We start from the raw sequence: 26,391 nt of genomic DNA, 5'->3' as shown, positions 1-26,391 counted from the left end.
AGAGAGAACCCGAATGAACATTCCCACTTTCGGCGCCGCGGCCCACACGCCGCAGGGACTGCAGATGCCGTCGAGCCGCTACGTGCTTCCTCAGTTCGAGGAGCGTACGGCCTACGGTTACAAGCGCCAGGACCCGTACAACAAGCTGTTCGAGGACCGCGTCATCTTCCTGGGCGTCCAGGTCGACGATGCCTCGGCGGATGACGTGATGGCACAGCTGCTCGTGCTGGAGTCCCAGGACCCCGACCGCGACATCATCATGTACATCAACTCGCCCGGCGGCTCGTTCACGGCTATGACGGCGATCTACGACACGATGCAGTACGTGTCGCCGCAGATCCAGACGGTCGTGCTCGGTCAGGCCGCCTCGGCCGCGGCCGTTCTGCTCGCTGCGGGCGCCCCCGGCAAGCGCCTGGCGCTTCCGAACGCCCGCATCCTCATCCACCAGCCGGCGATGGGCGAGGCGGGTCACGGCCAGGCCTCCGACATCGAGATCCAGGCAGCGGAGATCCTCCGCATGCGCACCTGGCTCGAGGAGACCCTCGCGAAGCACTCGCACCGCACCAAGGAGGAGGTCAACCGCGACATCGACCGCGACAAGATCCTCTCCGCCGAGACCGCCGTCGAGTACGGTCTCGTCGACCAGGTGCTGACCACGCGCAAGCGCACGCCCGCCGCTCTCACGAGCTGACATCGTGCGACAGACGACGCCCCGGTCCGAGCGAGGACCGGGGCGTCGTGCTGTCTGCACACATCCTGACGCGCAATACGACCGTTGTCCCCGACTCCGGTTAGGCTCGATGTACCGCGCAGCTATCCGGGGGGAAGAGAGGCATCATGGCACGAATCGGTGAGAGCGCCGACCTGTTCAAGTGCTCCTTCTGCGGCAAGAGCCAGAAGCAGGTGCAGCAGCTCATCGCAGGCCCTGGTGTGTACATCTGCGACGAATGCGTCGAGCTGTGCAACGAGATCATCGAAGAGCGCATGGCCGAGCAGACATCCGGCGAGGTCGCCGAGTTCGATCTGCCCAAGCCGCGTGAGATCTTCTCCTTCCTGGAGGACTACGTCGTCGGGCAGGAGCAGGCCAAGCGTGCTCTGTCCGTCGCGGTCTACAACCACTACAAGCGCGTGCGAGCGCAGAGCACGATCATCTCCGCCGATCAGCGTGCCGACGAGGTCGACATCGCCAAGAGCAACATCCTCATGCTCGGCCCGACCGGATGCGGCAAGACCTACCTCGCTCAGACGCTCGCCAAGCGCCTCAACGTGCCCTTCGCCGTCGCCGATGCCACCGCGCTGACCGAGGCGGGCTACGTCGGCGAAGACGTCGAGAACATCCTGCTCAAGCTTCTGCAGGCCGCCGACTTCGACACGAAGCGCGCCGAGACGGGCATCATCTACATCGACGAGGTCGACAAGATCGCCCGCAAAGCCGAGAACCCCTCGATCACGCGTGACGTGTCGGGCGAAGGCGTGCAGCAGGCGCTGCTGAAGATCCTGGAGGGCACGGTTGCGTCCGTGCCGCCGCAGGGCGGCCGTAAGCATCCGCACCAGGAGTTCATCCAGATCGACACGACGAACGTGCTGTTCATCGTGGCGGGCGCGTTCGCCGGCCTCGAAGAGATCATCTCCGCGCGCGTGGGCAAGCACGGGGTCGGCTTCGGCGCTCCGCTGCAGCGCAAGGACGATGCGCCCGACCTCTTCAGCGAGGTGCTGCCGGAAGACCTGCACAAGTTCGGCCTCATCCCTGAGTTCATCGGCCGGCTTCCCGTCGTGGCTGCGGTCTCGCCGCTCGACCGCGAGGCGCTGATGGAGATCCTCACGGAGCCCAAGAACGCCCTCGTCAAGCAGTACCAGCGCATGTTCGAGCTGGACGATGTGGAACTCGACTTCGAGCGCGACGCGCTCGAGTCGATCGCCGAGCTGGCCGTCTCCCGCAAGACCGGCGCCCGCGGCCTCCGCGCGATCCTCGAGGACGTTTTGGGTCCGATCATGTTCGAGATTCCCTCCAGCGAGGATGTCGCCAAGGTCGTCGTCACCCGCGCAGCAGTGGAGGAGGGCGCCGCGCCCACGTTGGTGCTGAGACAGAAGCGCAAGACCGCCTGAGGGCTCGTTCGAACGCGTCCCCGCCGCTGAGCGCGGCGGATGTCCTAAGCCCGGTCTAGCGTCGAGTTATGAATCGCATCGAGCCCTTCACCGTCCACGCGTCGGATGAAATGCTCGAGGATCTCGACGATCGCCTCGCCCGAACCCGGCTGCTGCCCGACTCGCCTCGGCGGAGCTGGTCGGGGATGACCGCGGATTATCTCGCCGAGCTAGTGGCTTCCTGGCGGGAGTGGGATTGGCGCGGACGTGAGGCCTGGCTGAACTCGCACCCGCAGTTCCTCACCGAGATCGACGGCGCTGCCGTGCATTTCATGCATCGTCGAGCGGCCGCCCCGGACGCTCCCGTGCTTCTGGTCATGCACGGCTGGCCGCACTCCTTCGCCTTGCAGCTCGACTTCGCCGACCTCCTGCCTGACATGCACGTCGTCGTCGCGAGTATCCCCGGGTTCGGCTTCTCGGCGCCGGCGACGGGCCCGCTCACGGAGCGACGGCTCGCCACGACGATGCACACGCTCATGACCGACGTGCTCGGCTACTCCCGCTATCTCACGTACGGCGAGGACGTCACGGCCAACGTCAGCGACCTCATCGCGGCATCCCATCGCGACCAGGTCGCCGGCATCCTCGTCACCCATGCGCACTTTCCTACAAGCACCGAGCGAGCCGCGCTCACCGACCCCCTCGAGCGCGCCTTCTTCGCACGTATCGCGGCGTTCCATGAGACCGAGGGAGCCTACGGCCGGGTGCAGGAGACGCGGCCAGACACGCTGGCCGCGGCGCTGAACGACTCTCCGGCCGGGCTGTTGGCCTGGATCGCCGAGAAGCTCGTCGATTGGAGCGACACTCCCCACGCCGATCCGCGGCTCGTCGAGCGCCGAATCTCGCGTGAGCGCATCCTGACGGAGGCGATGGTGTACTGGCTGTCATCCTCCATCGCGAGCTCGTTCCGCCCGTACTACGAGGGTGCGGACGATCCCGGTCCCATTCCCGCCGTCGAGGTTCCCGCCGCCGTCTTCATCCAGCGGCATGAATGGGACTACCCCGAATCGCTTGCACGCGGGTTCTACCGCGATCTGCGCACGTTCGAGCGGCTTCCCGAAGGCGGCCATTTCACGATCGCCGAGGTTCCCGCGGCCATGGCGGAACGGGTGCGCGACTTCGCGGCAACCGTGTGGTGAGCCGGGCCGATTCTCGGCGCAAGCGGCATCTTCCGGTGGACGTCGGCTTTGTAGGCTGACGTGATGAGCACGGGGGAGCGGAACATCGTCATGAGCGAGAACTCGCAATCACGACCAGGACCGTCGGTCGCGGCGCTGACATGCGTTTCGCGCCAGCCGGTCGCTCGGGAGCTCTGGGGACGGGGATGAGCGGTATCTCCGGGCATGGCAGGGACGCGCGAGTTGGTCCGCTGCGGTGGAACGGGCTGCCCGGCCGCGCGGCGCGCTTCGTCGTCGAGACGGATGCCGCATGCGCCCGCGACGCGGCAGTGCGGGCGCTGGAACTGCAAGGCTTCGCCGGCGGTGACGACGGATTCGAAGAGCAGGTGCTCGCATCGGGGTCCGAGTGGACCGCCAGGAACCTGTACCTGGGTGATGTGACCATCTCCAGGAAGCGCGGGGCGATGACGTGGTTGGTTGAGGGCAGCGGGCTCGACTTCCTCGTCCCCTTCCGGCGGGCGGTGACGCCGACACTCGTCATCGTCTGCGCACGAGCCTGCGCCGAGGCCACAGAGCTGCTCATCGCCTCCCACGTATCCGTGCGGGGTGCGTCCGACAGCAACGACGCGGCACCGCTGCTCCGGCGTGCTTGGGACGGAATCGAGGAACGCTTCCGTGCCGACGGCGTCTTCGTCTCGCGCGAAAAGCTCTGGCGGATCGAGAACGACGGCTCTCCCGCATCGCGGAAGGTCGTCCGAGACCTCCTCGGCTGGCGCTGAACCCTCAGGCGTGAAGGCCGCGCCGTCGCAGCAGCGGGTCGATCGCCGCGTCACGGCCGCGGAAGTCGCGGTACGCCTCGAGCGGGTCCTTCGCGCCGCCGACGCCGAGCAGCCGGCGGCGGAACCGCTCGCCTGCGGCCCGATCCAGGCCGCCGTTCTCGCCGAACCACTCGACCGTGTCCGCGTCGAGGACCTCGCTCCAGATGTAGGAGTAGTAACCGGCGCTGTATCCGCCGGAGAAGATGTGGGCGAAGTACGTCGTCGAGTAGCGCGGGGGCACCGCGGGCTCCGTGAGGCCGATGTCCTCGAGTGCACGTCGCTCGAACTCCAGGACGTCGATCTCGGCCGACGCGTCATCGACGCTCAGCGAGTGCCAGGCGAGGTCGAGCCAGGCGGCGGCGAGGTACTCGCTCGTCGCGAACCCCTGATCGAACGTTCCGGATGCGTTCAGTCGTTCGATCACGTCCGGGGGCAGCGGTTCGTCGGTCTCGATGTGGCGGGCGTAGTTCTCGACGACGCCAGGAGCGAGCATCCACATCTCGTTGACCTGACTCGGGAACTCGACGAAGTCGCGGAAGACGGCCGTGCCCGCGAAGTGCGGGTACCGCGTGTGGGCGAACAGCCCGTGAAGCGCATGGCCGAACTCGTGGAAGAGCGTCGTGACCTCGTCGAGGGTCAGGAGGGTCGGTTGTCCCTCGCCGGGGTCCGACACGTTGAGGTTGTTCACCACGACGGGCGCCGACCGGCGCAGGTCGGACGGTGTCACGATGGAGTTCATCCACGCGCCCCCGCGCTTCGTGTCGCGCGTGTAGAGATCGAGGATGTAGAGCCCGAGCCCCGCGCCGTCCTCTTCGAAGACCTCGAAGACACGGGCGCCGGGGTGATAGGCCACGAGGTCGAGCCGCTCGCCGAAGGTGATGCCGTAGAGCGCGGTGGCGGCAGCGAAGACGCCGTCGCGCAGCACCCGTTCCGCCTCGAACCAGGGACGCAGTTCTGCCGTGTCGATATCCAGCTGCGCCGCGCGCACCTGCTCGGTCGCGTAAGCCCAATCGTGCGCCGCGAAGTCCGTGATGCCGGCGACCTGCGCGCGAGCCGCCTTCTCCGCGGCGGCGTTGCGGGACGCGGGCTCCGCCAGGCGTCGCAGCAACGCGGCGACCGCTTCGGGGGAGCCGGCGGTCTGGTCGGCGGTGACGGCGGCCGCGTGCGTGGCGAAGCCGAGAAGCGCCGCCCGCTCCGCCCGCAGACGCACGATCTCACGCACCGTCGCGCCGTTGTCGTTGTCGCCGCCCCGTCCGCCGCGGGCTCGCGAGGCGCTCATGATGCGCTCCCGCAGGGACCGGCCGGCAATCGACGCCAGCCACGGATGCCCTGTGAACAGCGGCAGAGTGATCAGCCAGCCGTCCAGGCCCCGCTGCTCGGCCGCCCTGGCTGCGGCGGATCGCTCACCGGCCGCGAGCCCCGCCAGCTCCCGCTCGTCGCTCACATGCACCGCGAGCTCATTCGTGTCGGAGAGCAGGTGCTTCTCGAACGTCGTGGTGAGTGTGGACAGTCGGGTGTTGATCTCGACGAGACGCCGCTTGTCGTCGGGGGAGAGTCCGGCACCGGCCAGGGTGAGTTCGCGGTGGGTCCGCGTGAGCAGGCGGAACGACTCCGCATCCAGTCCCAGAGTCTCGCGCACCTCGTGCAGGGCGCTCACCCGCGCGTAGAGACGTTCATCGAGTCGGATGGCGTCGCCGTGAGCGGAGAGCAGAGGCGCGAGCTCCTCCTCGATCGCCTGGATGGCGGGAGTGGCATCCGCCGACGAGACGGTGAAGAAGGTGCGGCTCACGCGGTCGAGCGTCTCGCCGGCGCGCTCGAGGGCGACGAGCGTGTTCTCGAACGTCGGAGGGGCCGTCTCGGAAGCGATCCGCTCGACCTCCGCACGGTGCTGACGAAACGCCTCGTCGAACGCGGGCAGATAGTGCTCCGGCTCGATCGCGGCGTAGTCGGGAAGCGCGTAGGGCAGGCTGGACGGGGAGAGCAGCGGATTGACGGACGCCATCCGCTCAGACTATCGGCGCTCGGAGGAGGGCCGAGAGTCTGAGCTCAGGCGAATTCGTCGTCGACGTCGTGGTGGACGACCGCTGCACCGTCGGCATCGAGCGACACGATGACGCCCGTGTCGAGTTCTGCGACCGGGCGCCCCTCGAGCCACGTCAGCGTCCAGCGCGGAGTCGGTTGCGACGACCACTGCGACTCCGTGATGGCCGATTCCACGGCGGCGATCTGCTCGCGGAGCGCGGCGGGGACCGAGGCGGGCGGTTCCGTGCGGGCGCTCCAACGTGTGCCGAGCTGCATATCAGACCTCCTGCGGGGCGAACTCGATGTCGACGACGTGCACCGTCTCGGCGTCGACGATAGCGAGATCCGTGATGCGGCCCACGGCCTTGAGATCGCCCTCGGCGCTCGCTAGGGCGGCGGCGATCGCCGACGGCGCCCCGAGGGTCAGGCGCGCGATCGGCGTCTTCTGCGAAGCCTTCGCCTCGGTCTTGGCGCGCCGGATGGCGATGAGCGCGGAACTCGCCGCGGCGAGGACGGCGGGGTCGCCGGCCTCGGTGTCGCCGTCGTTCGGCGCGAGCGGCACAGGCCACGCGGCGGTGTGCACGGAGCCGTCCTCGAACCACGACCAGGCTTCCTCCGTCGCGAACGAGAGCACCGGCGCGAGCAGGCGCAGCAGCGTCGACAGTGCCGTGCGCAGGGCCAACGCCGCCGATGCCTGTCCCACGTCGCCCTGATCGTAGGCGCGCTCCTTGACGAGTTCGAGGTAGTCGTCGCAGAAGGTCCAGAAGAACGACTCGGTGATCTCCAGGGCCCGCGCATGGTCGTACGCCTCGAAAGCCGTCGTCGCGTCGCGCACGACGCGATCGAGCGTGGCGAGCATCGCTGCATCCAGCGCATGGGTGACCTGGGCGCCGTCGGGGACGGGGAACGACAGCACGAACTTCGCCGCGTTGAGCACCTTGATCGCCAGGCGTCGGCCGATCTTGACCTGGGTGGGGTTCTGCGGGTCGAACGCGGCATCCGCGCCGAGCCGGCTCGAGGCCGCCCAGTAGCGCACTGCGTCGGTGCCGTGCTGGTCCAGGATGTCGGCGGGCGTGACCACGTTGCCCTTGGACTTCGACATCTTCTTGCGGTCGGGGTCGACGATGAAGCCGCTGATGGCCGCATCCGTCCACGGCGCGCGGTCGTCCTCGAGGGCGGAGCGCACCATCGTGGAGAACAGCCAGGTGCGGATGATGTCCTGGCCCTGCGGGCGCAGGTCGAACGGCGCGACGAGATCCCACAGTTCCTCGTCGCGCTGCCAGCCGCCGGCCAGCTGCGGGGTGAGCGAGGATGTCGCCCACGTGTCGAAGATGTCCTTCTCTCCCTCGAAGCCGCCCGGGACGCCGCGTTGCGACTCGTCGTAGCCGGGAGCCGTGTCGGTGGTCGGGTCGACGGGAAGGGATGCGACGTCGGCCGTGATGACGCCGCCCTCGACCCGCTCGCCGTTCTCATCCAGCGGGTACCACACGGGGATCGGAACACCGAAGAAGCGCTGGCGGCTGATGAGCCAGTCGCCCGTCAGTCCGTTGGTCCAGTTCTCGTAGCGCACGCGCATGAAGTCGGGATGCCACTGCATGCCCGCACCGAGGGCGAGCAGTTTCTCGCGGAAGGCTTCGTCACGGGCGCCGTTGCGCAGGTACCACTGTCGGGTCGAGACGATCTCGAGAGCGCGGTCGCCCTTCTCGTAGAACTTCACCGGGTGGTTGAAGGGCTTCGACACCTCGAGCAGTTCGCCGGATGCTTCCAGAAGCTCGACCATCTTCTTCTTGGCGCTGAAGACGGTGAGCCCCGCCAGCTCCGCGTACGCGGTCTTCGCCGCATCGGTGTCGAAGGGCCGCGGGTGCGTCGGGGAGGATGCGGCCGTCCTTGCCGAGGATCGTGCGGTTCGGCAGATCCAGCTCCCGCCACCAGATGATGTCGGTGACGTCGCCGAAGGTGCACACCATCGCGATGCCCGAGCCCTTGTCTTGCTGCGCCAACGGATGGGCGAGCACGGGCACCTCGACACCGAACACGGGCGTGCGCACGGTCTGACCGAAGTGCGGCTGGTATCGCTCGTCGTTGGGGTTGGCCACGAGAGCGACGCACGCCGCCAGCAACTCGGGGCGGGTGGTCTCGATGTGGATGTCACCCGAGCCATCGGTCTTGTGGAAGGCGAGGCGATGGTACGACGCCTGCTGCTCGCGGTCCTCGAGCTCGGCCTGGGCGATGGCCGAGCGGAAGTCGATGTCCCACAACGTCGGAGCGAGCGCCTGATACGCCTCGCCGCGCTCCAGGTTGCGGAGGAACGCCAGCTGGCTCGTGCGGATCGTGTCGTTCGAGATCGTGCGGTACGTCTGTGTCCAGTCCACGGAGAGTCCGAGCTGGCGGAAGACGGCCTCGAACGCCTTCTCGTCCTCGAGAGTGAGCTCTTCGCACAGGTCGATGAAGTTGCGGCGGCTGATCGGCACCTGGTCGGCGGGCTTCAGGCTCTTCGCGTCGCCGCGAAACGGGGGAGTGAAGTCGGGGTCGTAGGCCAGCGAGGTGTCGCAGCGCACGCCGTAGTAGTTCTGCACGCGCCGCTCGGTCGGCAGCCCGTTGTCGTCCCATCCCATGGGGTAGAAGACGGTCTTGCCGCGCATCCGCTCGAAGCGCACCTTCACGTCGGTGTGCGTGTAGCTGAACACGTGACCGATGTGCAGCGAGCCGGATGCGGTGGGCGGAGGCGTGTCGACGGAGAAGACGCCGCCGCGGCCGGACTTCTTCGCGGCCTCTCTATCGAAGAGGTACGTGCCCTCGGCGGACCAGGTCTGGTCCCACTTGGCTTCGAGGCCCTCGAGTGCGGGCTTGTCGGGAATGGCCATGGGTGTCTCCTCGATATGTGCGGCACCGTGTGAGCGTGCCTGAGTGTGCGGTGCGGCAAGTCTAACGGGACGCCGACGTGCCGCATCCGAGGAGGGATGCGGCACGTCGGTGCTGGGAGCACCGAGTCGTGTATCAGGCGCGATCGTGGAGGGTGATGCGGTAGCCGTCCGGGTCTGCGAAGGTGAAGGTGAGTCCGAACGGGCCCTCGACCGGCTCCGAGACGATGGTGTGTCCCGCGGCGACCAGGCCGTCGTGGATCTCCCGGACGCCGGTCGCGTGCAGCCAGACGGCCGTGCCGATGCCCGGTTGATCGACGCCCGAGAGGTCGGTGTCGGGGAGAAGATCGCGCAGTGCGAACGCGATGGGCGTCGTCGTGAACACCACCGCATGAGGGGGACCGGCGGGGGAGCGCACGAGTCCGAGGTGGGTTTCGTAGAAGGCTTGCGACGCATCGAGATCGCGCACCTGGAGGGAGATGAAGTCGGGGCCGGTGACGGGCATGGGAACTCCTCGCTGTATGTCAGATAACTGACACGCACTCTATGTCAGAATACTGACATGAGTCAATCCCGTCCGCAGATCCACCTGGATACGTCTCTGGGCTATCTCCTGAAACAGGCGGCGAGCGCGCTGCGCACCGCGATGGAGGATGTGCTCCGGCCCCTCGGCATGACGATCACGCACTACTCATGCCTGGAACTGCTCGCCCAGCGGCCCGGCTCGACCAACTCCGAACTGGCTCGGGGCACGTTCGTGACCCGTCAGTCCATGAACGTGCTGCTGCAGGCGCTCGAGCGTGACGGCGAGGTCGTCCGTCCCGCCGATGCTGCCGTGGGCAAGGCGCTTCCCACTCGGTTGACCCCCGTGGGGAGGCGGCGCCTCGATGAGGCCAGCGCGGCGGTGCGTTCGGTCGAGGCTCGGATGCTGTCGGGACTGACCGACGCCGAGCAGTCCGCCGCCTTCACCGCCCTGACGAGCATGGTGCGCTCTCTGCGGGCCGCTCCCGACGCGTCTGCCTAGACCGTGGCTCGCGCCTGCGCGCGATCGATCGCAAAGCCCAGGTGCGGCATGTCCACACCGCGGTAGTGCGTGGTGAAGGCGCGACGCACCCGCATCCCGAGCCGGATGGCGACGTTCATGGACGCGATGTTCGTGCTCCGGACCTTCGCCCAGACGGCGTCGACCCCGAGCTCGTCGAACGCCCAGTCACGGCAGGCGGACGCGGCCTCGACAGCGAAACCCCGATGCCACTGGTCGCGGCGGAAGAGGTAGCCCACCTCGTGCACCTCGTCGGCTTCGATCCGCTGCCGGGTGATGCCCGCCTGGCCGATCATGTCGCCGGCGTGCACGACTGCCCAGAGACCGAAGCCGTCTTCCGCATAGCGGCGCAACTGCCCGGAGAGCCACGCGCGGATCTCGTCCTCGTCGAAGGCGCCCTCATAGGCGGTCATCGTGATGCCATCGCCCAGGATCGCCCGCAGCGCAGGAAGATCGTCCTCGGTCATCGGGCGCAGTGTCAGACGGTCGGTCACGATCTGCATGCATCCATCTTCGTCGACCTGGATCCACCTCGCGGCGCGCTAGAATCGCAGGTACAAGCACGGATCCGGCCATCACCGGGGAGCTCTCGGAAGAAAGGCGTTCGCGCCCAGTAGAACCGAGCGGGGCAGGCCCGTCATCGCCGCAGTGAAAGTGGTCGGGGTCGTTTCTCCGGCAAGCAGGGTGGTACCGCGGCTACGGCCGTCCCGGCAGGAAGAGTTCTTCGACCCCTGCGAGATGACGATGACCTACCCCCGTTCCTCGGCCTTCGGGCCCGCTGCCGACGTCACGCCGAGCCCGCGCTTCCCCGAGATCGAGCGCGAGGTGCTCGACTTCTGGTCCGCCGACGACACCTTCCGTGCATCCATCGCTCAGCGTGAGGGTGCCGACGAATGGGTCTTCTACGACGGCCCCCCGTTCGCCAACGGTCTGCCGCACTACGGTCACCTGCTCACCGGGTACGCCAAGGACCTCTTCCCGCGCTTCCAGACCATGCGGGGCAAGAAGGTCGACCGCGTCTTCGGCTGGGACACCCACGGACTCCCGGCCGAGCTGGAGGCGATGAAGCAGCTCGGGATCACCGAGAAGGACGAGATCGAGCGGATGGGAGTGGCGACCTTCAACGCGAAGGCCCGCGAATCCGTGCTGGCGTACACGCACGAGTGGCAGGACTACGTCACCCGCCAGGCGCGGTGGGTGGACTTCGAACGCGGGTACAAGACGCTCGACACCGGATACATGGAGTCCGTTCTCTGGGCGTTCAAGAGCCTGTGGGACAAGGGTCTCGCGTACGAGGGCTACCGGGTGCTGCCGTACTGCTGGCGCGACGAGACGCCGCTGTCGAGCCATGAGTTGCGCATGGACGACGACGTCTACAAGATGCGCCAGGATCCCTCGGTGACGGTCACGTTCCCGCTCGTCGGCGCGAAGGCCGAGGCGCTCGGGCTCACCGGGGTGCGCGCGCTCGCGTGGACGACGACGCCGTGGACGCTTCCCACCAACCTCGCGCTCGCGGTCGGTCCCGCCATCGAGTACGCCGTGCTGCCCGCCGGTCCCTCAGGCGCCGCCGACGTCCACCGGGCCCCCGATGGAACGCCCGACGATGCCCTCGAGACCAGCGCGCACCGTTACCTGCTCGCCGCGGACCTCGTCGGCGCCCACGCGAAGGATCTCGGCTACGAGTCGGCGGATGCGGCGCGCGACGCCGTGGAGCGACGGATCGTCGGTGCGGAGCTGGCGGGTGTGTCCTACGACCGCCTGTTCGACTACTACGCGGACGCCGAGACGTGGGGAACCCAGGATGCCTGGCGCATCCTGGTCGACGACTACGTCACGACCACCGACGGCACCGGCATCGTCCACCAGGCGCCGGCCTACGGTGAGGACGACAAGCGTCTCGCGGATGCGGCCGGACTGCCGACCATCGTGAGCCTCGACGACGGCGGACGGTTCCTGCCGCAGGTCGCCGACGTCGCCGGCGAGCTGTGGCTCGATGCCAATCGCCCCCTCATCCGTCTGCTGCGCCAGGAGGGGCGTCTGCTGCGCGAGGCCAGCTACGAGCACTCCTACCCGCACTGCTGGCGCTGCCGTAACCCCCTGATCTACAAGGCCGTCTCCAGCTGGTTCGTGCGGGTCACCGACGTCAAGGAGCGCCTGGTCGAGCTCAACGAGCAGATCACGTGGGCTCCCGAGAACGTGAAGCACGGCCAGTTCGGCAAGTGGGTCGAAGGAGCGCGCGACTGGTCGATCAGCCGCAACCGTTACTGGGGTTCGCCCATCCCCGTGTGGAAGAGCGATGATCCCGCCTATCCGCGTATCGACGTGTACGGCTCGTTCGAGGAGCTCGAGCGCGACTTCGGACGACTGCCCCGCGACCCCGAGGGCAACGTCGACCTGCACCGCCCGTACATCGACGAGCTGACCCGCCCCAACCCGGACGACCCCACGGGAGCGTCGACCATGCGGCGGATCGAGGACGTCTTCGACGTCTGGTTCGACTCGGGCTCCATGCCCTACGCCCAGGTGCACTACCCGTTCGAGAACCGCGAGTGGTTCGACACCCACGCACCCGCCGACTTCATCGTCGAGTACATCGGGCAGACACGCGGCTGGTTCTACGTCATGCACGTGCTCTCGGGCGCGCTCTTCGACCGTCCGGCGTTCACGGGCGTCTCCTGCCACGGCATCGTCCTCGGCAGCGACGGTCAGAAGATGTCGAAGTCGCTGCGCAACTATCCGGACGTCAGCGAGGTCTTCGATCGCGACGGCTCCGACGCCATGCGTTGGTTCCTCATGTCGAGCTCGGTGCTGCGCGGCGGCAACCTCGTGGTGACCGAGGAAGGCATCCGCGCGGGCGTACGCGAGTTCCTGCTGCCGCTGTGGAACACGTGGTACTTCTTCTCCACGTACGCGAACGCCGCGGGCGGACCCGACGGTTCGGGGTACGAGGCGCGGTGGCGGACCGACTCGACCGATGTCCTGGACCGCTACATCCTCGCCCTCACCGGCGACCTCGTGCGCGATGTGGCCGCTGATCTGGAGGTGCTCGACTCGACGACGGCCGCCGCGCGCCTGCGCGACTTCGCGGAGGTGCTGACGAACTGGTACATCCGTCGCTCTCGAGACCGCTTCTGGGTCGGCGTCGGCGACGACGCTCGCTCGACGGAGGCGTTCGACACGCTCTACACGGTGCTCGAGACGCTCACACGTGTGGCGGCGCCTCTCATCCCGCTCGTCGCCGAGCGCGTCTGGCAGGGGCTCACGGGCGGTCGCAGCGTGCACCTGACCGACTGGCCGGATGCGTCCGCCTTCGCCGACGCCGCCGACATCCGCGAGGCGATGGATGCGGTGCGCGAGGTCTCCTCGGTGGCCAACGCCCTGCGCAAGCGTGAAGGCAAGCGGGTGCGGCTGCCGCTGCCGCTGCTGACCGTCGTCGTGCCGCACGCCGGCGCGCTCGGGCAGTTCGACGACATCCTGCGTGATGAGCTGAACGTGAAGGCGATCGAACTGGTCGAGCTCGGCGAGAACACGGCGACGGAGTACGGCATCACGCACCGCCTCACGGTGAACGCGCGCGCCGCGGGCCCCCGCCTCGGAAAGCTCGTGCAGCAGGTCATCCGCGCCGCCAAGGACGGTGACTGGTCCGAGCGCGACGGTGTCGTGACGGCGGGCGGCATCGCGCTCGAGCCGGCGGAGTACGACCTCGTGTTCGAGACCAGTGGGCGCCCGGAGGGTGAGGCGCTGGCCGTGCTCGGTGGCGGCGGCTTCGTGCTGCTGGCGACCGCGACGACGCCCGCGCTCGAAGCAGAGGGCCTGGCACGCGACGTCATCCGCGCCGTGCAGGACACGCGCAAGGCGGCCGGCTTCGAAGTCAGCGACCGCATCCGGCTCGTCCTGACGTTCGCGGATGCGGCCGACGCGGACGCCGTGGCGTCGGCGTTCGACGCGGCGGACGTCGCGGGGGAGACCCTGGCGGTTCAGGCGATGGTCACGGGCGCGGACGGGGTCGAACGCATCCGACGAGCCGTCGACAGCGCCGATGTCGAGCACACCGGGGAGTTCGCCGCGGGAGCGTATGCGAACACGGGTCCGTTCACGGTGAGCGTCGCACGAGTGGAGGTCGCACGATGAGCGGAACCGAGAGCGAACGCAATCGTGCCGACGCTGTCTACGCGGCGCTGCTGGAGCGGCAGGGCGAGCAGTGGGTGCAACCGCGCATCGAGCGCACGCGCCGCGTGCTCGAGTTGCTGGACGATCCGCAGCGGACATACCGCGTCGTCCACGTGACCGGCACCAACGGGAAGACGTCCACGAGCCGGCTGATCGAGAGCCTCCTGAGGACGATGGGGCTGCGCACCGGGCTGTTCACGAGCCCTCACCTGGAGCGTTTCACCGAGCGGATCATGGTCGACGGCGAACCGATCGCGGATGCGGCGGTCGTCGAGGCATGGGAGGAGATCCTCCCCTTCATCGAGCTGGTCGACGCGGAGCTCGTCGCCGAGGGCGGTGCACGGCTCACGTTCTTCGAGGTGCTGACCGTGCTGGCGTTCGTGGCGTTCTCCGACGCCCCCGTCGATGTGGCCGTCATCGAGGTCGGCATGGGCGGCGAGTGGGACTCGACGAACACCGCTGACGGCGACGTCGCCGTCATCGCGCCCGTCGGCATGGACCACGCCGACCGACTCGGCGACACGATCGAGAAGATCGCGCGCGTGAAGGCCGGCATCATCAAGCAGGACGCCGTGGTCGTCTCCGCCGCGCAGGAGCCCGAGGTCGATCGCGTTCTGCGCGAGACCGCCGCTGCTCGGGGAGCGACGATCGCGGTCGAGGGCACCGACTTCGCGCTTCGGTCCTATCGCCTCGCCGTCGGGGGCCAGCTCCTGGACGTGCAGGGATTGGCCGGTGAGTACTCGGAGCTCTACCTGCCGCTCTACGGCGAGCACCAGGGTCGTAACGCCGCCCTGGCGATCGCCGCCGTCGAGTCCCTCATCGGCGCGGGCTCCCAGCGGCTCGCCCCGGACGTCGTGACCGACGGACTCGGCCAGGCGACCTCGCCCGGACGTCTCCAGCTGGTGGGCGCGCATCCGACGGTCGTCGTCGATGCGGCCCACAACCCCCACGGGGCCACGGCCCTCGTGGAGGCGCTGCGCGGATCGTTCGACTTCGACGAGTGGGGGGTCGTGCTCGGCGTCCTCGGCGACAAGGATGCGGAGGGGATCGTTGCGACCCTCGCCCCCGTCGCGGCCCATGTGTTCGCCACCGCTCCCGACTCCGAGCGGGCGAACGACGCCGACACGATCGCAGACCTCGTCGAGGCGCAGGGCCTGCGCGTGACCGTCCACACCGACCTCGCGGATGCGGCCGAGGCCGCCCGGCAGTGGGCCGCCGCATCCGATCGACGTGCCGTGGTCATCGCCGGTTCCGTCGTGCTGGCGGGAGAGGCGCTCGCCCTCGCGGAGGCCGAGGCCTGGAAGGACGGGTGGTCGGCGTGAGCGCGAAGCGTCCGCCGCGGGTGCGGCGTCAGCGCGGTGCGCAGGAGTCGCTCGCGCAGGTCGTGCTCGGTTTCGAGACGATCGTCGTCTTTCTCGCCTGGCTCGTCATCTACGGCCTCAAGTCCACTCCCGACGGCGTCGAGCCGTGGTGGGCGGTCGTCGTGGGATCCGTCTTCGCCGTCGTGATGATCGCCGCGAGCGGCGTGGTGCGCTGGCGATGGGGGATCGCTCTCGGATGGGCGCTGCAGGTGCTCCTGGCAGCGTCTGCGATCCTCGAGCCCGCCATCCTGCTGGTCGCGTTCATTTTCGGTGGCATGTGGGCGTATGCGACGATCAAGGGAGCATCGCTGGACCGCCGCAACGCGCGTCTGGCCGCCGCATCCGCGACTGCGAACGGAGATTGACCCACCATGGCCATCGAAGAAACCCTCGTCCTCGTCAAGCCGGACGGTGTGGCCCGCGGGCTCACCGGCGCCATCCTCGCCCGTATCGAGGCGAAGGGCTATGCGCTCGTCGACCTGCGTCTGGTCGAGCCCGATCGTGGGCGGCTCGAGCAGCACTACGCCGAACATGAGGGCAAGCCGTTCTACGAGCCGCTCGTCGAGTTCATGATGTCGGGCCCGTCGGTGGCGATCCGCCTTGCCGGAGACCGTGTCATCGAGGGGTTCCGTTCCCTCGCCGGCACCACAGACCCGACCACTGCTGCTCCCGGCACGATCCGCGGCGATTTCGGCCGCGACTGGGGTCTCAAGGTGCAGCAGAACCTGGTGCACGGCAGCGACAGCCCCGAATCCGCCGCGCGCGAGCTCGGCATCTGGTTCGGCTGACCCTCTCGCTCACGACGAAGCCCGCCCCTTCAGCGAGGGGCGGGCTTCGTCGTGAATGTGGTCAGCCGATGATGCTGTTCACCTGGTCCCAGTCGAGCACGATCCCCAGGGGGCCGTCGCTCGCACTCACCCGCGCCGGCGCGCCGAGCGACTGCGCGGGGCCGTCCAGGTCCACGAAGGCGCTGTCGTCCGCGGTGCGCAACGAGAAGTCGAGCTTGTCGCCGCCGAGCGTGTTGTTGGATCGGATGATCTGGAGCATCTCCCGCAGATCGTCCGGCGACACGTCCTCGCGTGAGGACGTCCCGCCGACATTCAGCACGACGGCGAAGCCGTCGGTGCTCCGACTCGCCCACACGTCGGAGAGTCCGAGATCCGCGGACTCCAGCGCCGCAGGGATCTTCTGCTCGTAGGACGAATCCGCCGGCGGCGCCGCGAAGCACCCCGTGAGTGCCGCGGGGACCGCCACGACGGCCGCCATGGCCGCCGTCACACGGCGGAGGAATCTCGAGCGCATGGCGCCCCCTCTCCGCGACCGTCCGACCGGCCGTCGTCGGTGGACCGTGTCATCGGCCCTCGGATGCGGTGAACATGCTGTGCTCGACGACCTCTCCCGTGAGCAGGTCGAGTCCCGGAGGCGCCGTGCCGTAGATCTCGCGGTACTGCGCCTCCCAGGCCGCCACGGAGTTGGTGTAGTTCTCGTTGTTGTGCGCCTCGATGGGGTTGCTCATCGGCGGCAGGATCACGCGGTTCACGTTGGTCCCCGTCGCGCCGGACACGTTGCCGTCGAGCATCGGCACCGCGTCGTTGGCGTGCTGGAACGCGTAGACGGGGATGTTCGGCGGGATGTTGAACGTGTCGATCGGGGATCCGTTGGTCACGACGCCGACCGTGTTGTAGGGGAAGGTCGGGTCCGAGGCGAGGTTGGCGGCCATGATCCCGCCCTGGCTGAATCCGGTGAGCACGACGTCGTCTCCGGGGGAGATGCCCGCGTCCTTCATGGCCTCCAGCACAGCTCGCTCGTAGACGGTCCGGAACGCCGGATTGTCCATCATCAGTGCGACGTTCGAGTCGCGATCGTTGAGCGCGCCCGTATCTCCCATCAGCTGCCAGTCCTGTGTGGAGGGCAGGGAGACGACCCAATGCTCCTTGCCGTCCGGGCCGACGACACGCTTGATATCGATGACGGATGCATCCTCGCCGCCCATGCGGTCGGTCGTCCCGTTGACCGACACGAGATCGGAGAGGGAGTCCAGTTTCCGGACGCCCTGGGCCTCCTCCCATGCCTTGCGTTGCTCCTCGGTCATGTTCGCCGGGTCGAGCTCCTCGACATCCGCGTCCTTCTGGAGGAAGTTCTCGCCGGCGCCGCCCAGGATGGAGCCCACCAGACTGCCCCCGAGCGGGCCCAACGGGCCGAAGGCGGTGCCCAGAACGGACCCGATGGCGCCGCCGATGGCGGGCAGCATCTGAGCGATGATCTCTTTCAACTCGGCCAGGGCCTCGGCCACCAGGGGCATGAGGCGCTGGATGAGGGACGCCAGCGCGAAGAGCGCTTCGAGCAGATCTGTGACGAGGCGGCTGCCGGCCTCGACGAGTTCGTAGGCGGCCTCGGCGAAGTTCTTGATCCGGTCGGCCGCCTCAAACGGATTGAGGGTGAAGGAGAACAGCTCGTCGGCGAAGCGCGACAGACGCACCAGCAGGTCGCAGACGAACGAGCGCGTGGCATCGACGATACGGGCGGCGAGCCGGAGGGCGCCGGCGGTCGCCGATGTCCACTCCGCCGCATCCGTTGCGATCACCGACAGATCCTCATAGCGCTCGCGCAGCGCACGCACGGTGCGCCCGTCCAGTTCGGCGAGCGCGTTGCGAGCGCTCGTGAACTGGGGCGCGAGCTGCGCGAGCTCGTTGGCCGAGTCCTCCCAGTTGGCCGCGAAGCCCGCCACCTCGGCCGAGTTGCCCAGGAGCTGGTCGAACAGCTCCCGCAACGGCTGGACGTACTGCAGCAGGAGCCCTGCGAAGCCCGGGATCTGCGCGCAGGCGTCGCCGCCGGGTCCGGACGCGGGAAGTCCGCCCGCCCAGCTCCCGCTTCGGATCTCGCCCGCGATGGCTGCTGCGCCGCTCACGATTCGTCCCCCTTGTTGAACGCGTCCGCCGCATCCTCTTCGAGCGACGAGAAGGCCTTCAGGGCGGTGTCGGTGCCGTCGGCCATCTTCTCGGTCAGCTCGCGTGCGGTGGTCACCAGTTCACGCGAGCGACCCGCGAGCGCCTGGACCGCGGGCACCAGGATTCCCTGGCTCAGCAGACCGAATGCATCGCCCGAGAGGGGGGAGTCGACCTTGCCGGCCACCGTGGAGAAGGTGCTCGACGCTTCACGCAGCGTGTTCACCTGGGATGTGAGGACGTCGCCGTCCAGAACGATCCGCTGGTTCGCGGCCCCGGTCATGATGCCGCTCCCAGCGCACGCGCGCTCTCGAGGTCGATCTGCGAATAGCCGTCAGCGAGTGCAGAGAGCGCGGCGCAGATCTTGCGCACGGTCTCCGTTCGGCTCTCGAGCGCATCGGAGAAACGCAGGCGCGACGCGTCGAAGGCGATCTGTGCCTCACCGGACCATTCGGCGCGAAGGGTCTTCGCCTCGTCATCGAGTCGCTCGAGGATGTCGTCGATGGCCTGTGCCGCGTCGCGGATGTTGGTGGCCGCGTCCGCGAGGCGGATGGGCGTGACGGTCAGCTGCTCCAGCATCGCGTCACCGCAGATCCGTGCCGGCGCCGAACTGGGCCTGCACCTGCTCGCGGGTCTGTGCCAGGAGAGGGGAGTCCGCCCCCAGCGAGTCCGCCATGCGAGCCAGGGCGGCCTCCGCGGCGGCTCGCTGCGCCTCGCGCACGGTGTCGGTCACCAGCCGAGACAGCGTCCGGGCATCCAGATCGAACGCCCCCTCGGCGATGTCGACCTGTTCGATCGCGCCGCCCGCGCGGGCGCTGACGACGACCTCGCGGCCGACGGAACTGATGCTCGCCCGCGCGTCACGGACGTCGTCGGCCATACGGGCCGCGTCATGGGCCGCGGTGCGCGCCCGTTCGGTCTGTGCGATCACTTGCATCCGCGCCGCTTCGAGCGCGGCCAGGCTGTCTGCTTCCAGTGACATCGAGTTCCCTCCCCTGACTCGCCATCACCCTAGCGAGCCGGAGAAGTTCGTCGGGAACCCTTGTGGACAGCGCCCGGATCAGACAAGCGTGGCGAGCACGTGGAGGCGCGTCTCGGCCAGCACGGCGATGATCGCGTAGGCCACGACCGCCATGAGGGGCACCCAGGCGGCCAGTGTGCCGGCGACGTCGCGAACTCGCGCACCGACGGGGACGGAGCCGTTGCGCAACACGTGCAGGGTCACGGCGAAGAACGAGGGGATCGTCACCGACCACGTGACCATGCACCAGGGGCAGAGAGTCCCGAGCGAGAAGATGCTCTGCGCGATCAGCCAGCACACGAAGGCGAAGGCGAAGGCCATGCCGGCCCAGAACGCCAGCCAGAACCAGCGGTTGAAGCGTGCGCCCGCGAGGAGGGCGGCACCGACCACGATGGGCGCGACCCAACCGCCCAGCCCCAGGATCGGGTTCGGGAACCCGAACACGCTGCCCTGCCAGGACTGCAGGTTCGCGGTGCACTGGACGAGGACGCTGAAATCGCAGGATGCGGTGGCGTTCGGATCGGCGAGGAGGTGGAAGCGCTCGATCGTGAGCGAGAACGCTGCGATCCAGCCGACGACTCCGGCGACGATGAGCCAGACGGCCAGAGCGATCGGGCGTGAGGGAGCCTGGGAGTCGGACATGTTCGGATTATGGCACCGCGTTCTCATGCGCGCGCTGAGGGCGGCGACGGGCCGCGGCCATCGTGCCTGACGCGGATCGGCGCCGGAAGTGCGATAATGGCTGTCGATGCTCTGCGCGGCCGCGCTGCGCGGGTCATCGACGCAGACTTCGGGCAATGACCGCCCGCGCAGCCCGTGCCGTGTGCCGGCTGCAGACCGAATGAGCCGACGGCACCGCTGGTGCGGCGCCGCACGAGATTTTGCCGGGCGACGCGCGGTGTCGCCCCGGTGAGGAGTACGCCGGTGAAGGCCGATGACGCAAACCAGTCCGATGATCGCAATGAGCAGGGCGACGGGCAGCTGACGTTCCCCGTGGACGAGGCCGCCCCGGCGGCGGAGGAGTCCGCGGTGGGCGAGCTCTCGCAGGAGGCTGACGCGGTTGACGCGCCCGCCGCGCCCGAGGATGCAGCGCCGGTGGGCGACGCGGATGCGGATGCGCACGAGGTGGCCGAACCTGTGTCCGAGCAGTCGGCGGGGACGCCGGACGCGACGGCCGATGCGGCCCCCTCCGCTGACGACGCACCTGTCGACTCCGCGACGGATGAACCGACCGAGGCTGCGGCAGAGCCCGCATCCGACGAGCCGGTCGCCGCCGCCGAGGAGCCCGCCGCCGTCGTCGAACCGAAGCCTGAGGAACCCGCGGAGAAGCCCGGTCCCGTCACGGCGGTCTCGCTGGGCCTGCTGCCCGAGGTCTTCGTGTCAGCCGTCTCCACCCAGCTGCACTTCTACGCTCCCGAGGTCGTGGCGCTGCCCGCCCTTCCCGAGCCTGAGGACGAGGACGCCCCGTCGTCGTCATCGAGCCGCCGTCGCGGTCGCCGACGTGGCTCCGAGCGCGACGGTGCCGACAGCGGAGAATCCGCCCGCCCGCCGCGTCAGCGCGCCGTCGAGGTCATCACCGAGCCGCAGCGCATCAAGGGCTCGACCCGGCTCGAGGCCAAGAAGCAGCGCCGTCGCGACGGTCGTGATGCCGGACGCCGCCGCCCCGTGGTCACGGAGGCGGAGTTCCTCGCCCGCCGCGAGGCCGTCGACCGCGTGATGGTCGTCCGCTCGAAGAACGGCCGCATCCAGATCGCCGTGCTCGAGGACAACGTCCTCGTCGAGCACTACGTGGCCCGCAACCAGGACGCGTCGCTCATCGGCAACGTCTACCTCGGTCGTGTGCAGAACGTGCTTCCGAGCATGGAGGCGGCCTTCGTCGACATCGGTCGCGGGCGCAACGCCGTCCTCTACTCGGGCGAGGTCGACTGGGATGCGGTGGAGACCGGCAATCAGCCGCGACGCATCGAGCTGGCGCTCAAGAGCGGCGACAAGGTGCTCGTGCAGGTCACGAAGGATCCCGTCGGGCACAAGGGCGCTCGCCTCACCAGCCAGATCTCGCTCCCCGGCCGGTACCTCGTGTACGTGCCCGGGGGCGCGATGAACGGCATCTCCCGCAAGCTCCCCGACACCGAGCGCGCGCGCCTCAAGCGCATCCTGAAGGAAGTGCTCCCGGAGTCCGCGGGCGTCATCGTCCGCACCGCGGCCGAAGGCGCGACCGAGGAGCAGCTGACGCGCGACGTGCAGCGCCTCACCGCGCAGTGGGAGCACATCAGCCGTCAGAACGAGTCCGTCCAGGCACCGGCGTTGCTGCACTCCGAGCCCGACCTGCTCGTGAAGATCGTGCGCGACGTGTTCAACGAGGACTTCACGAAGATGCTCATCCAGGGCGAGGAGGCGCAGCACACCATCGAGGGGTACCTCGAGGCCGTCGCCCCCGACCTCTTGGAGCGCGTCCAGCGATACGAGGGCGGGGGAGACCCGTTCGACGACTTCCGCGTCACGGAACAGATCGAGAAGGCACTCGACCGCAAGGTCTGGCTGCCCTCGGGCGGTTCCCTCGTGATCGACCGCACCGAGGCCATGACCGTCGTCGATGTCAACACCGGGAAGTTCGTCGGCTCGGGTGGAAACCTCGAGGAGACCGTCACCAAGAACAACCTCGAGGCCGCGGAGGAGATCGTCCGCCAGCTGCGCCTGCGCGACATCGGCGGCATCATCGTCGTCGACTTCATCGACATGGTGCTGGAGTCCAACCGCGATCTCGTGCTGCGCCGCCTGATCGAGTGCCTGAGTCGCGACCGCACGAAGCACCAGGTCGCCGAGGTCACCTCTCTCGGGCTCGTACAGATGACCCGCAAGAAGCTGGGCCTCGGCTTGCTCGAGACCTTCAGCGAAGCCTGCGAGGTGTGCGCCGGGCGTGGCGTCATCGTCCACCACGACCCTGTCGTCAAGCACCGCGGCGGCGCGGGCAACGGGAACGGGAACGGCGGCGGCAACGGCGGCGCGAACAACGGCAACGGACGTCGGTCGCGACAGAACACGCAGCCGCAGCCCCCGGCGGGCCAGGCGCACGTCATCACCGCAGGTGTGAAGTCTGCGCTGGCTCAGATCGCCGCATCCACGATCCACCCGGGCTCCGAGGAGGCGATCGTCTCCGACGTCGAGGTCTCGGTCGCAGCGGTGGAGGTCGTCGAGCAGGTCGAGGAGCGGCCGCGCGCCAAGCGCAAGAAGCCGCGCCACGAGGCGAAGCCCAAGTCGGAGAAGGAGCTGCTGCTCGACTCCGTCCTGGATGCGCTACCCGAGCCGAAGGCCCCGGGACAGGGTCGCGGACGTCGCCGTGTGACGACCGCGGCGCTCACCGGCACACCCGTCGTGCACGTTCCCGACGGCGAATGAGGCCGGTGTCACCGTCCGCGACGTTCGCGGGCGGTGACACGCAGCCCTGAGGCGATCAGCGCTCGGACGAGCGTGTGGCCGTCCACGGCGTGGGCCCCGGCGGACACCAGGCGCTCGTGCGCATCGTCGGGGACGTCGTAGTGGTCGATGTCGAAGCCGCGTCGAGGGATGCCGTTGGCGGCGGCGAAGGCGTGGAGCTCATCCAGATCGCTGTCGCTGATCAAGTGCGACCACAGCCGCCCGTGAGCGGGCCAGCGAGGGTCGTCGATGAGGATCGCCATCCGATGATCGTAGGGCGCCGCAGAAGGCGTGCGGACGTGCGCGACACGCGCTCCGGCTCCTTTTGCCACCTCGGCCCTCGATCGGGTAAACTCTTCCTTTGGTGCGTCGCCCTATCGCTGGGCACCCGGCTTGACGATGTGCGAGTCGATGCATCACCGGACTTCTCCGCCCCTGGCGGAGTCCCTCCAGACAATCGGAGCCGAGCGCTCCCAAGACGAAACAGGTGTGAAGTGGTTTACGCAGTTGTGCGCGCCGGCGGCCGGCAGGAAAAGGTCGAGGTCGGCACGATCGTCGTTCTCGACCGCCAGCAGGCGAAGATCGGCGAGACCCTCGAGCTGCCGGCCGTCCTGCTCGTCGACGGCGACGCGGTCACGACCGACGCGGCGAAGCTCGCCAAGGTGACGGTCACCGCCGAGGTCCTCGGTGAGGAGCGCGGCCCGAAGATCGTGATCCAGAAGTTCAAGAACAAGACCGGTTACAAGAAGCGCCAGGGTCACCGTCAGGACCTCACGCGCGTCAAGGTCACCGGCATCAAGTAAGTCCAGGAAGAGGCGAAGAAATGGCACACAAAAAGGGCGCGAGCTCGACTCGTAACGGTCGTGACTCGAACGCACAGCGCCTCGGCGTGAAGCGCTTCGGCGGCCAGGTCGTCAACGCGGGCGAGATCATCGTCCGTCAGCGCGGCACGCACTTCCACCCCGGCGCCAATGTCGGCCGCGGTGGCGACGACACGCTGTTCGCACTGTCGGCCGGCGCCGTCCAGTTCGGCACCAAGGGCGGCCGCAAGGTCGTCAACATCGTGGGCGCCGCGGAGTAATCCGCCGCACACGCAGACGTCGGCGAGGGGCGGGCTTCGGCCCGCCCCTCGCTTCATATCCAGGAGGGCGCACACATGGTCACGTTCGTCGATCGAGTGACGCTTCACCTGCGCGCGGGCAAGGGCGGCAACGGCTGCGTGTCGGTGCGCCGTGAGAAGTTCAAGCCGCTCGCCGGCCCCGACGGCGGCAACGGCGGCAACGGGGGAGACATCATCCTCGTCGCCGACCCGCAGGTGACCACGCTCCTGTCGTATCACCACTCGCCGCATCGCACCGCCGAGAACGGCGGCTTCGGAATGGGCGACAACCGCTCCGGCGCGATGGGCGAGCCCGTCGAGCTGCCCGTTCCGGTCGGCACCGTCGTGAAGGACGAGGACGGCACCGTCCTCGCTGACATGGTCGAGCCCGGCATCCGTTTCGTCGTGGCGCCCGGCGGACGTGGCGGACTCGGCAACGCGGCGCTGGCCACCACCAAGCGCAAGGCTCCTGGCTTCGCGCTGCTGGGCACCCCCGGGTGGGAAGGCGACGTCCGTCTCGAGCTGAAGACCGTCGCCGACGTCGCACTCGTGGGCTATCCTTCCGCGGGCAAGTCGAGCCTGATCGCCGCGGTGTCCGCCGCGCGGCCGAAGATCGCCGACTACCCGTTCACCACGCTGCATCCGAACCTGGGCGTCGTGCAGGCCGGTGACGTGCGCTTCACGGTCGCCGATGTGCCCGGACTCATCGAGGGCGCGAGCGACGGTCGCGGACTCGGACTCGAGTTCCTGCGTCACGTCGAACGCTGCACCGCGCTGGTCCATGTGCTCGACTGCGCCACCCTGGAGCCCGGCCGTGACCCGCTGTCCGATCTCGATGTCATCCTCGCCGAGCTCGCAGCCTACGAGGTCCCCGAGGGGCAGGTTCCGCTTCTGGATCGCCCGCAGGTCGTCGCGTTGAACAAGATCGATGTGCCCGAGGCGCGCGATCTCGCCGACCTCGTGCGCCCCGATCTCGAGGAGCGCGGCTACCGCGTGTTCGAGATCTCCACGGTCAGCCGCGCGGGTCTGCGAGAGCTCACCTTCGCGCTCGGCGAGATCGTCGAGAAGCACCGTGCCGAGGTCGCCGCCGAGCCCGCCCCCGAACGCATCATCATCCGTCCCAAGGGCTCCGAGAAGGAGTTCTCCGTGCGGGTCGAGGGCGGCACGTACGGGCCCGTGTATCGCGTTCTCGGCGAGAAGCCGGTGCGGTGGGTGCAGCAGACCGACTTCCAGAACGAAGAGGCCGTCGGCTTCCTCGCCGACCGCCTCGACAAGCTCGGCGTCGAGGACGAACTGTTCCGCGCTGGAGCGACACCCGGCGCGACCGTCGTCATCGGCGAAGGCGACAGCGTCGTGTTCGACTGGCATCCGTCGCTCTCGTCGGCCGCGGAGCTGATGACGGCTCCGCGCGGCACCGATCCGCGCTTCAATCTCGACGGGCGCCGGACGACCAATCAGCGCCGCGAGCGCTACCACGAGCGTATGGACGCCAAGGCGGCTGCACGCGCCGAGCTGGAGGCGGAGCGCATCCGCGAGGGCGAAGAGTGAGCGTGAGCTCGCGCGCCGACCTGCCCGCGGCCAGGCGTCTCGTCGTCAAGGTGGGCTCGTCGTCGATCAGCGGTGAGAACGCGGCGAACATCCAGCCGCTCGTCGAGGCACTGGCCGCAGCCCACGGCCGCGGCACCGAAGTCGTCCTGGTCTCGTCGGGAGCGATCGCGACAGGGATGCCCTTCCTCGCGCTCGACGCCCGGCCCTCCGACCTGGCCACGCAGCAGGCCGCCGCAGCGGTGGGCCAGAACATCCTCGTCTATCGCTACCAGGAGGCGCTGCGCCCCTTCGCCGTGGTCGCGGGCCAGGTGCTGCTGACGGCGGGCGACCTCGAGAATCCGACCCACCGTTCCAACGCCCGTCGGGCCATGGAACGTCTTCTCGGCCTGCGCATCCTGCCGATCGTCAACGAGAACGACACGGTCGCCACCCACGAGATCCGCTTCGGCGACAACGATCGCCTCGCCGCCCTGGTGGCCCAGCTGATCAGCGCCGACGCGCTCGTGCTGCTCAGCGACATCGCCTGCCTGTATACGCGGCCGCCGGACGAGCCCGGGGCGCGACCGATCGCCGAGGTGCCCTACGGCGACGATCTCGCGGGCTACGAGTTCGGCTCCGTCGTCGTCAACAGCGTCGGCACGGGGGGAGCGGCGACGAAGGTCTCGGCGGCGCGCCTTGCTGCGGCCGCCGGTGTGGCCGTGCTGGTGACGAGCATCGACCTTGTCGACGCCGCTCTCGGCGGCGACGAGGTGGGCACGTGGTTCGCGCCGAACCCGCATCCGGTGGAGCACCCGTTGACCGGACCGGTCTTGACGCGTCGCTAAACT

At 68.7% G+C, this 26,391-nt stretch carries 25 protein-coding genes and 1 pseudogene; 14 read left to right on the top strand and 12 right to left on the bottom strand.

The window, feature by feature from the left end:
- The first annotated feature begins 13 nt into the window (after positions 1–13).
- The 4 genes from QE374_RS02745 to QE374_RS02730 all read left to right on the top strand — a co-directional run bounded on the left by QE374_RS02745 (position 14) and on the right by QE374_RS02730 (position 4,042).
- On the top strand, positions 14–691 hold the full coding sequence (locus QE374_RS02745; protein WP_137416780.1) for an ATP-dependent Clp protease proteolytic subunit: 678 nt from the start codon (positions 14–16) through the stop codon (positions 689–691).
- Between the two features lie 146 nt (positions 692–837).
- Positions 838–2,106, top strand: a complete 1,269-nt coding sequence (gene clpX / locus QE374_RS02740) for an ATP-dependent Clp protease ATP-binding subunit ClpX (protein WP_309731972.1) — start codon at positions 838–840, stop codon at positions 2,104–2,106.
- A gap of 68 nt (positions 2,107–2,174) precedes the next feature.
- Positions 2,175–3,284 (top strand): epoxide hydrolase, encoded by a 1,110-nt coding sequence (locus QE374_RS02735; RefSeq protein WP_309731970.1) that lies wholly within the window; start codon positions 2,175–2,177, stop codon positions 3,282–3,284.
- A gap of 185 nt (positions 3,285–3,469) precedes the next feature.
- Entirely contained in the window at positions 3,470–4,042 is a 573-nt protein-coding gene (locus QE374_RS02730; protein WP_309731968.1) for a hypothetical protein, read from the top strand.
- A gap of 4 nt (positions 4,043–4,046) precedes the next feature.
- Here QE374_RS02730 and QE374_RS02725 read toward each other — a convergent pair whose 3' ends face one another.
- The 4 genes and pseudogenes from QE374_RS02725 to QE374_RS02710 form a co-directional block, all read right to left on the bottom strand.
- Positions 4,047–6,083 (bottom strand): M3 family metallopeptidase, encoded by a 2,037-nt coding sequence (locus tag QE374_RS02725; protein WP_309731966.1) that lies wholly within the window; start codon positions 6,081–6,083, stop codon positions 4,047–4,049.
- Between the two features lie 44 nt (positions 6,084–6,127).
- A complete protein-coding gene (locus QE374_RS02720; protein ID WP_309731964.1) occupies positions 6,128–6,379 on the bottom strand; it encodes a hypothetical protein in 252 nt (83 codons plus the stop codon).
- A gap of 1 nt (position 6,380) precedes the next feature.
- Positions 6,381–8,967 (bottom strand): annotated as a pseudogene (gene valS, locus QE374_RS02715) (valine--tRNA ligase).
- A gap of 133 nt (positions 8,968–9,100) precedes the next feature.
- Complete coding sequence (locus QE374_RS02710; RefSeq protein WP_309731962.1) at positions 9,101–9,469, bottom strand: VOC family protein; 369 nt, start codon at positions 9,467–9,469, stop codon at positions 9,101–9,103.
- A gap of 57 nt (positions 9,470–9,526) precedes the next feature.
- Between QE374_RS02710 and QE374_RS02705 the strand changes: the two genes are divergently transcribed.
- A complete protein-coding gene (locus tag QE374_RS02705; protein ID WP_309731960.1) occupies positions 9,527–9,988 on the top strand; it encodes a MarR family transcriptional regulator in 462 nt (153 codons plus the stop codon).
- On the opposite strand, the gene QE374_RS02700 is transcribed toward QE374_RS02705, so the two are convergent.
- Complete coding sequence (locus tag QE374_RS02700) at positions 9,985–10,509, bottom strand: GNAT family N-acetyltransferase (protein ID WP_309731959.1); 525 nt, start codon at positions 10,507–10,509, stop codon at positions 9,985–9,987. The genes QE374_RS02705 and QE374_RS02700 overlap by 4 nt on opposite strands.
- 241 nt (positions 10,510–10,750) lie before the next feature.
- On the opposite strand from QE374_RS02700, the gene ileS reads away from it, so the two are divergent.
- Genes ileS through ndk form a run of 4 tightly spaced genes read left to right on the top strand, consistent with a single transcriptional unit; the run spans position 10,751 to position 16,325 of the window.
- On the top strand, positions 10,751–14,137 hold the full coding sequence (gene ileS / locus QE374_RS02695) for an isoleucine--tRNA ligase (protein ID WP_309731957.1): 3,387 nt from the start codon (positions 10,751–10,753) through the stop codon (positions 14,135–14,137).
- The gene (locus QE374_RS02690) at positions 14,134–15,498 is read left to right on the top strand and encodes a folylpolyglutamate synthase/dihydrofolate synthase family protein (protein WP_309731955.1); all 1,365 of its coding nucleotides are present in this window, start codon (positions 14,134–14,136) and stop codon (positions 15,496–15,498) included. The genes ileS and QE374_RS02690 overlap by 4 nt, the downstream gene beginning before the upstream one ends.
- Positions 15,495–15,902 carry a DUF4233 domain-containing protein gene (locus QE374_RS02685; protein WP_309731953.1) on the top strand — a complete coding sequence of 136 codons (408 nt, stop codon included), beginning with the start codon at positions 15,495–15,497 and terminating at the stop codon, positions 15,900–15,902. Before QE374_RS02690 ends, QE374_RS02685 begins: the two co-directional genes overlap by 4 nt.
- A 6-nt stretch (positions 15,903–15,908) precedes the next feature.
- Complete coding sequence (gene ndk / locus QE374_RS02680; RefSeq protein WP_243228034.1) at positions 15,909–16,325, top strand: nucleoside-diphosphate kinase; 417 nt, start codon at positions 15,909–15,911, stop codon at positions 16,323–16,325.
- 61 nt (positions 16,326–16,386) lie between these two features.
- Here ndk and QE374_RS02675 read toward each other — a convergent pair whose 3' ends face one another.
- The 6 genes from QE374_RS02675 to QE374_RS02650 form a co-directional block, all read right to left on the bottom strand.
- The gene (locus QE374_RS02675; protein WP_309731951.1) at positions 16,387–16,839 is read right to left on the bottom strand and encodes a hypothetical protein; all 453 of its coding nucleotides are present in this window, start codon (positions 16,837–16,839) and stop codon (positions 16,387–16,389) included.
- 49 nt (positions 16,840–16,888) lie between these two features.
- Positions 16,889–18,445 (bottom strand): hypothetical protein, encoded by a 1,557-nt coding sequence (locus QE374_RS02670; protein ID WP_309731949.1) that lies wholly within the window; start codon positions 18,443–18,445, stop codon positions 16,889–16,891.
- Complete coding sequence (locus tag QE374_RS02665) at positions 18,442–18,765, bottom strand: hypothetical protein (RefSeq protein WP_309731948.1); 324 nt, start codon at positions 18,763–18,765, stop codon at positions 18,442–18,444. The genes QE374_RS02670 and QE374_RS02665 overlap by 4 nt, the downstream gene beginning before the upstream one ends.
- Complete coding sequence (locus tag QE374_RS02660; RefSeq protein WP_309731946.1) at positions 18,762–19,061, bottom strand: WXG100 family type VII secretion target; 300 nt, start codon at positions 19,059–19,061, stop codon at positions 18,762–18,764. Before QE374_RS02660 ends, QE374_RS02665 begins: the two co-directional genes overlap by 4 nt.
- Positions 19,062–19,065: 4 nt before the next feature.
- Entirely contained in the window at positions 19,066–19,464 is a 399-nt protein-coding gene (locus QE374_RS02655) for a YbaB/EbfC family nucleoid-associated protein (protein WP_309731945.1), read from the bottom strand.
- Between the two features lie 78 nt (positions 19,465–19,542).
- Positions 19,543–20,145 carry a vitamin K epoxide reductase family protein gene (locus tag QE374_RS02650; RefSeq protein WP_309731943.1) on the bottom strand — a complete coding sequence of 201 codons (603 nt, stop codon included), beginning with the start codon at positions 20,143–20,145 and terminating at the stop codon, positions 19,543–19,545.
- A gap of 282 nt (positions 20,146–20,427) precedes the next feature.
- Here QE374_RS02650 and QE374_RS02645 point away from each other — a divergent pair, with 282 nt between their 5' ends.
- The gene (locus QE374_RS02645; RefSeq protein ID WP_396653311.1) at positions 20,428–22,899 is read left to right on the top strand and encodes an Rne/Rng family ribonuclease; all 2,472 of its coding nucleotides are present in this window, start codon (positions 20,428–20,430) and stop codon (positions 22,897–22,899) included.
- Between the two features lie 8 nt (positions 22,900–22,907).
- Here the strand turns inward: QE374_RS02645 and QE374_RS02640 are convergent, their stop codons facing one another.
- Positions 22,908–23,180, bottom strand: a complete 273-nt coding sequence (locus QE374_RS02640; RefSeq protein WP_309731940.1) for a DUF4031 domain-containing protein — start codon at positions 23,178–23,180, stop codon at positions 22,908–22,910.
- Positions 23,181–23,411: 231 nt separating this feature from the next.
- Between QE374_RS02640 and rplU the strand changes: the two genes are divergently transcribed.
- The 4 genes from rplU (at position 23,412) to proB (ending at position 26,388) form a co-directional block, all read left to right on the top strand.
- Complete coding sequence (rplU, locus tag QE374_RS02635; protein WP_137416799.1) at positions 23,412–23,720, top strand: 50S ribosomal protein L21; 309 nt, start codon at positions 23,412–23,414, stop codon at positions 23,718–23,720.
- A 20-nt stretch (positions 23,721–23,740) separates the two neighbouring features.
- Positions 23,741–23,998, top strand: a complete 258-nt coding sequence (rpmA, locus tag QE374_RS02630; RefSeq protein ID WP_137416800.1) for a 50S ribosomal protein L27 — start codon at positions 23,741–23,743, stop codon at positions 23,996–23,998.
- A gap of 75 nt (positions 23,999–24,073) precedes the next feature.
- Positions 24,074–25,564, top strand: coding sequence for a GTPase ObgE (obgE, locus tag QE374_RS02625; protein WP_309731936.1), 1,491 nt, complete (start codon positions 24,074–24,076; stop codon positions 25,562–25,564).
- Positions 25,561–26,388, top strand: coding sequence for a glutamate 5-kinase (gene proB, locus QE374_RS02620; RefSeq protein ID WP_309731934.1), 828 nt, complete (start codon positions 25,561–25,563; stop codon positions 26,386–26,388). Before obgE ends, proB begins: the two co-directional genes overlap by 4 nt.
- Positions 26,389–26,391: the final 3 nt, after the last annotated feature.

The sequence above is a fragment of the Microbacterium sp. SORGH_AS_0428 genome, assembly GCF_031453615.1.
Taxonomy (GTDB): Bacteria; Actinomycetota; Actinomycetes; order Actinomycetales; family Microbacteriaceae; genus Microbacterium.
The sequence above is the reverse complement of the archived record's forward strand: the minus strand, read 5'-3'. Positions and strand labels throughout refer to the sequence as shown.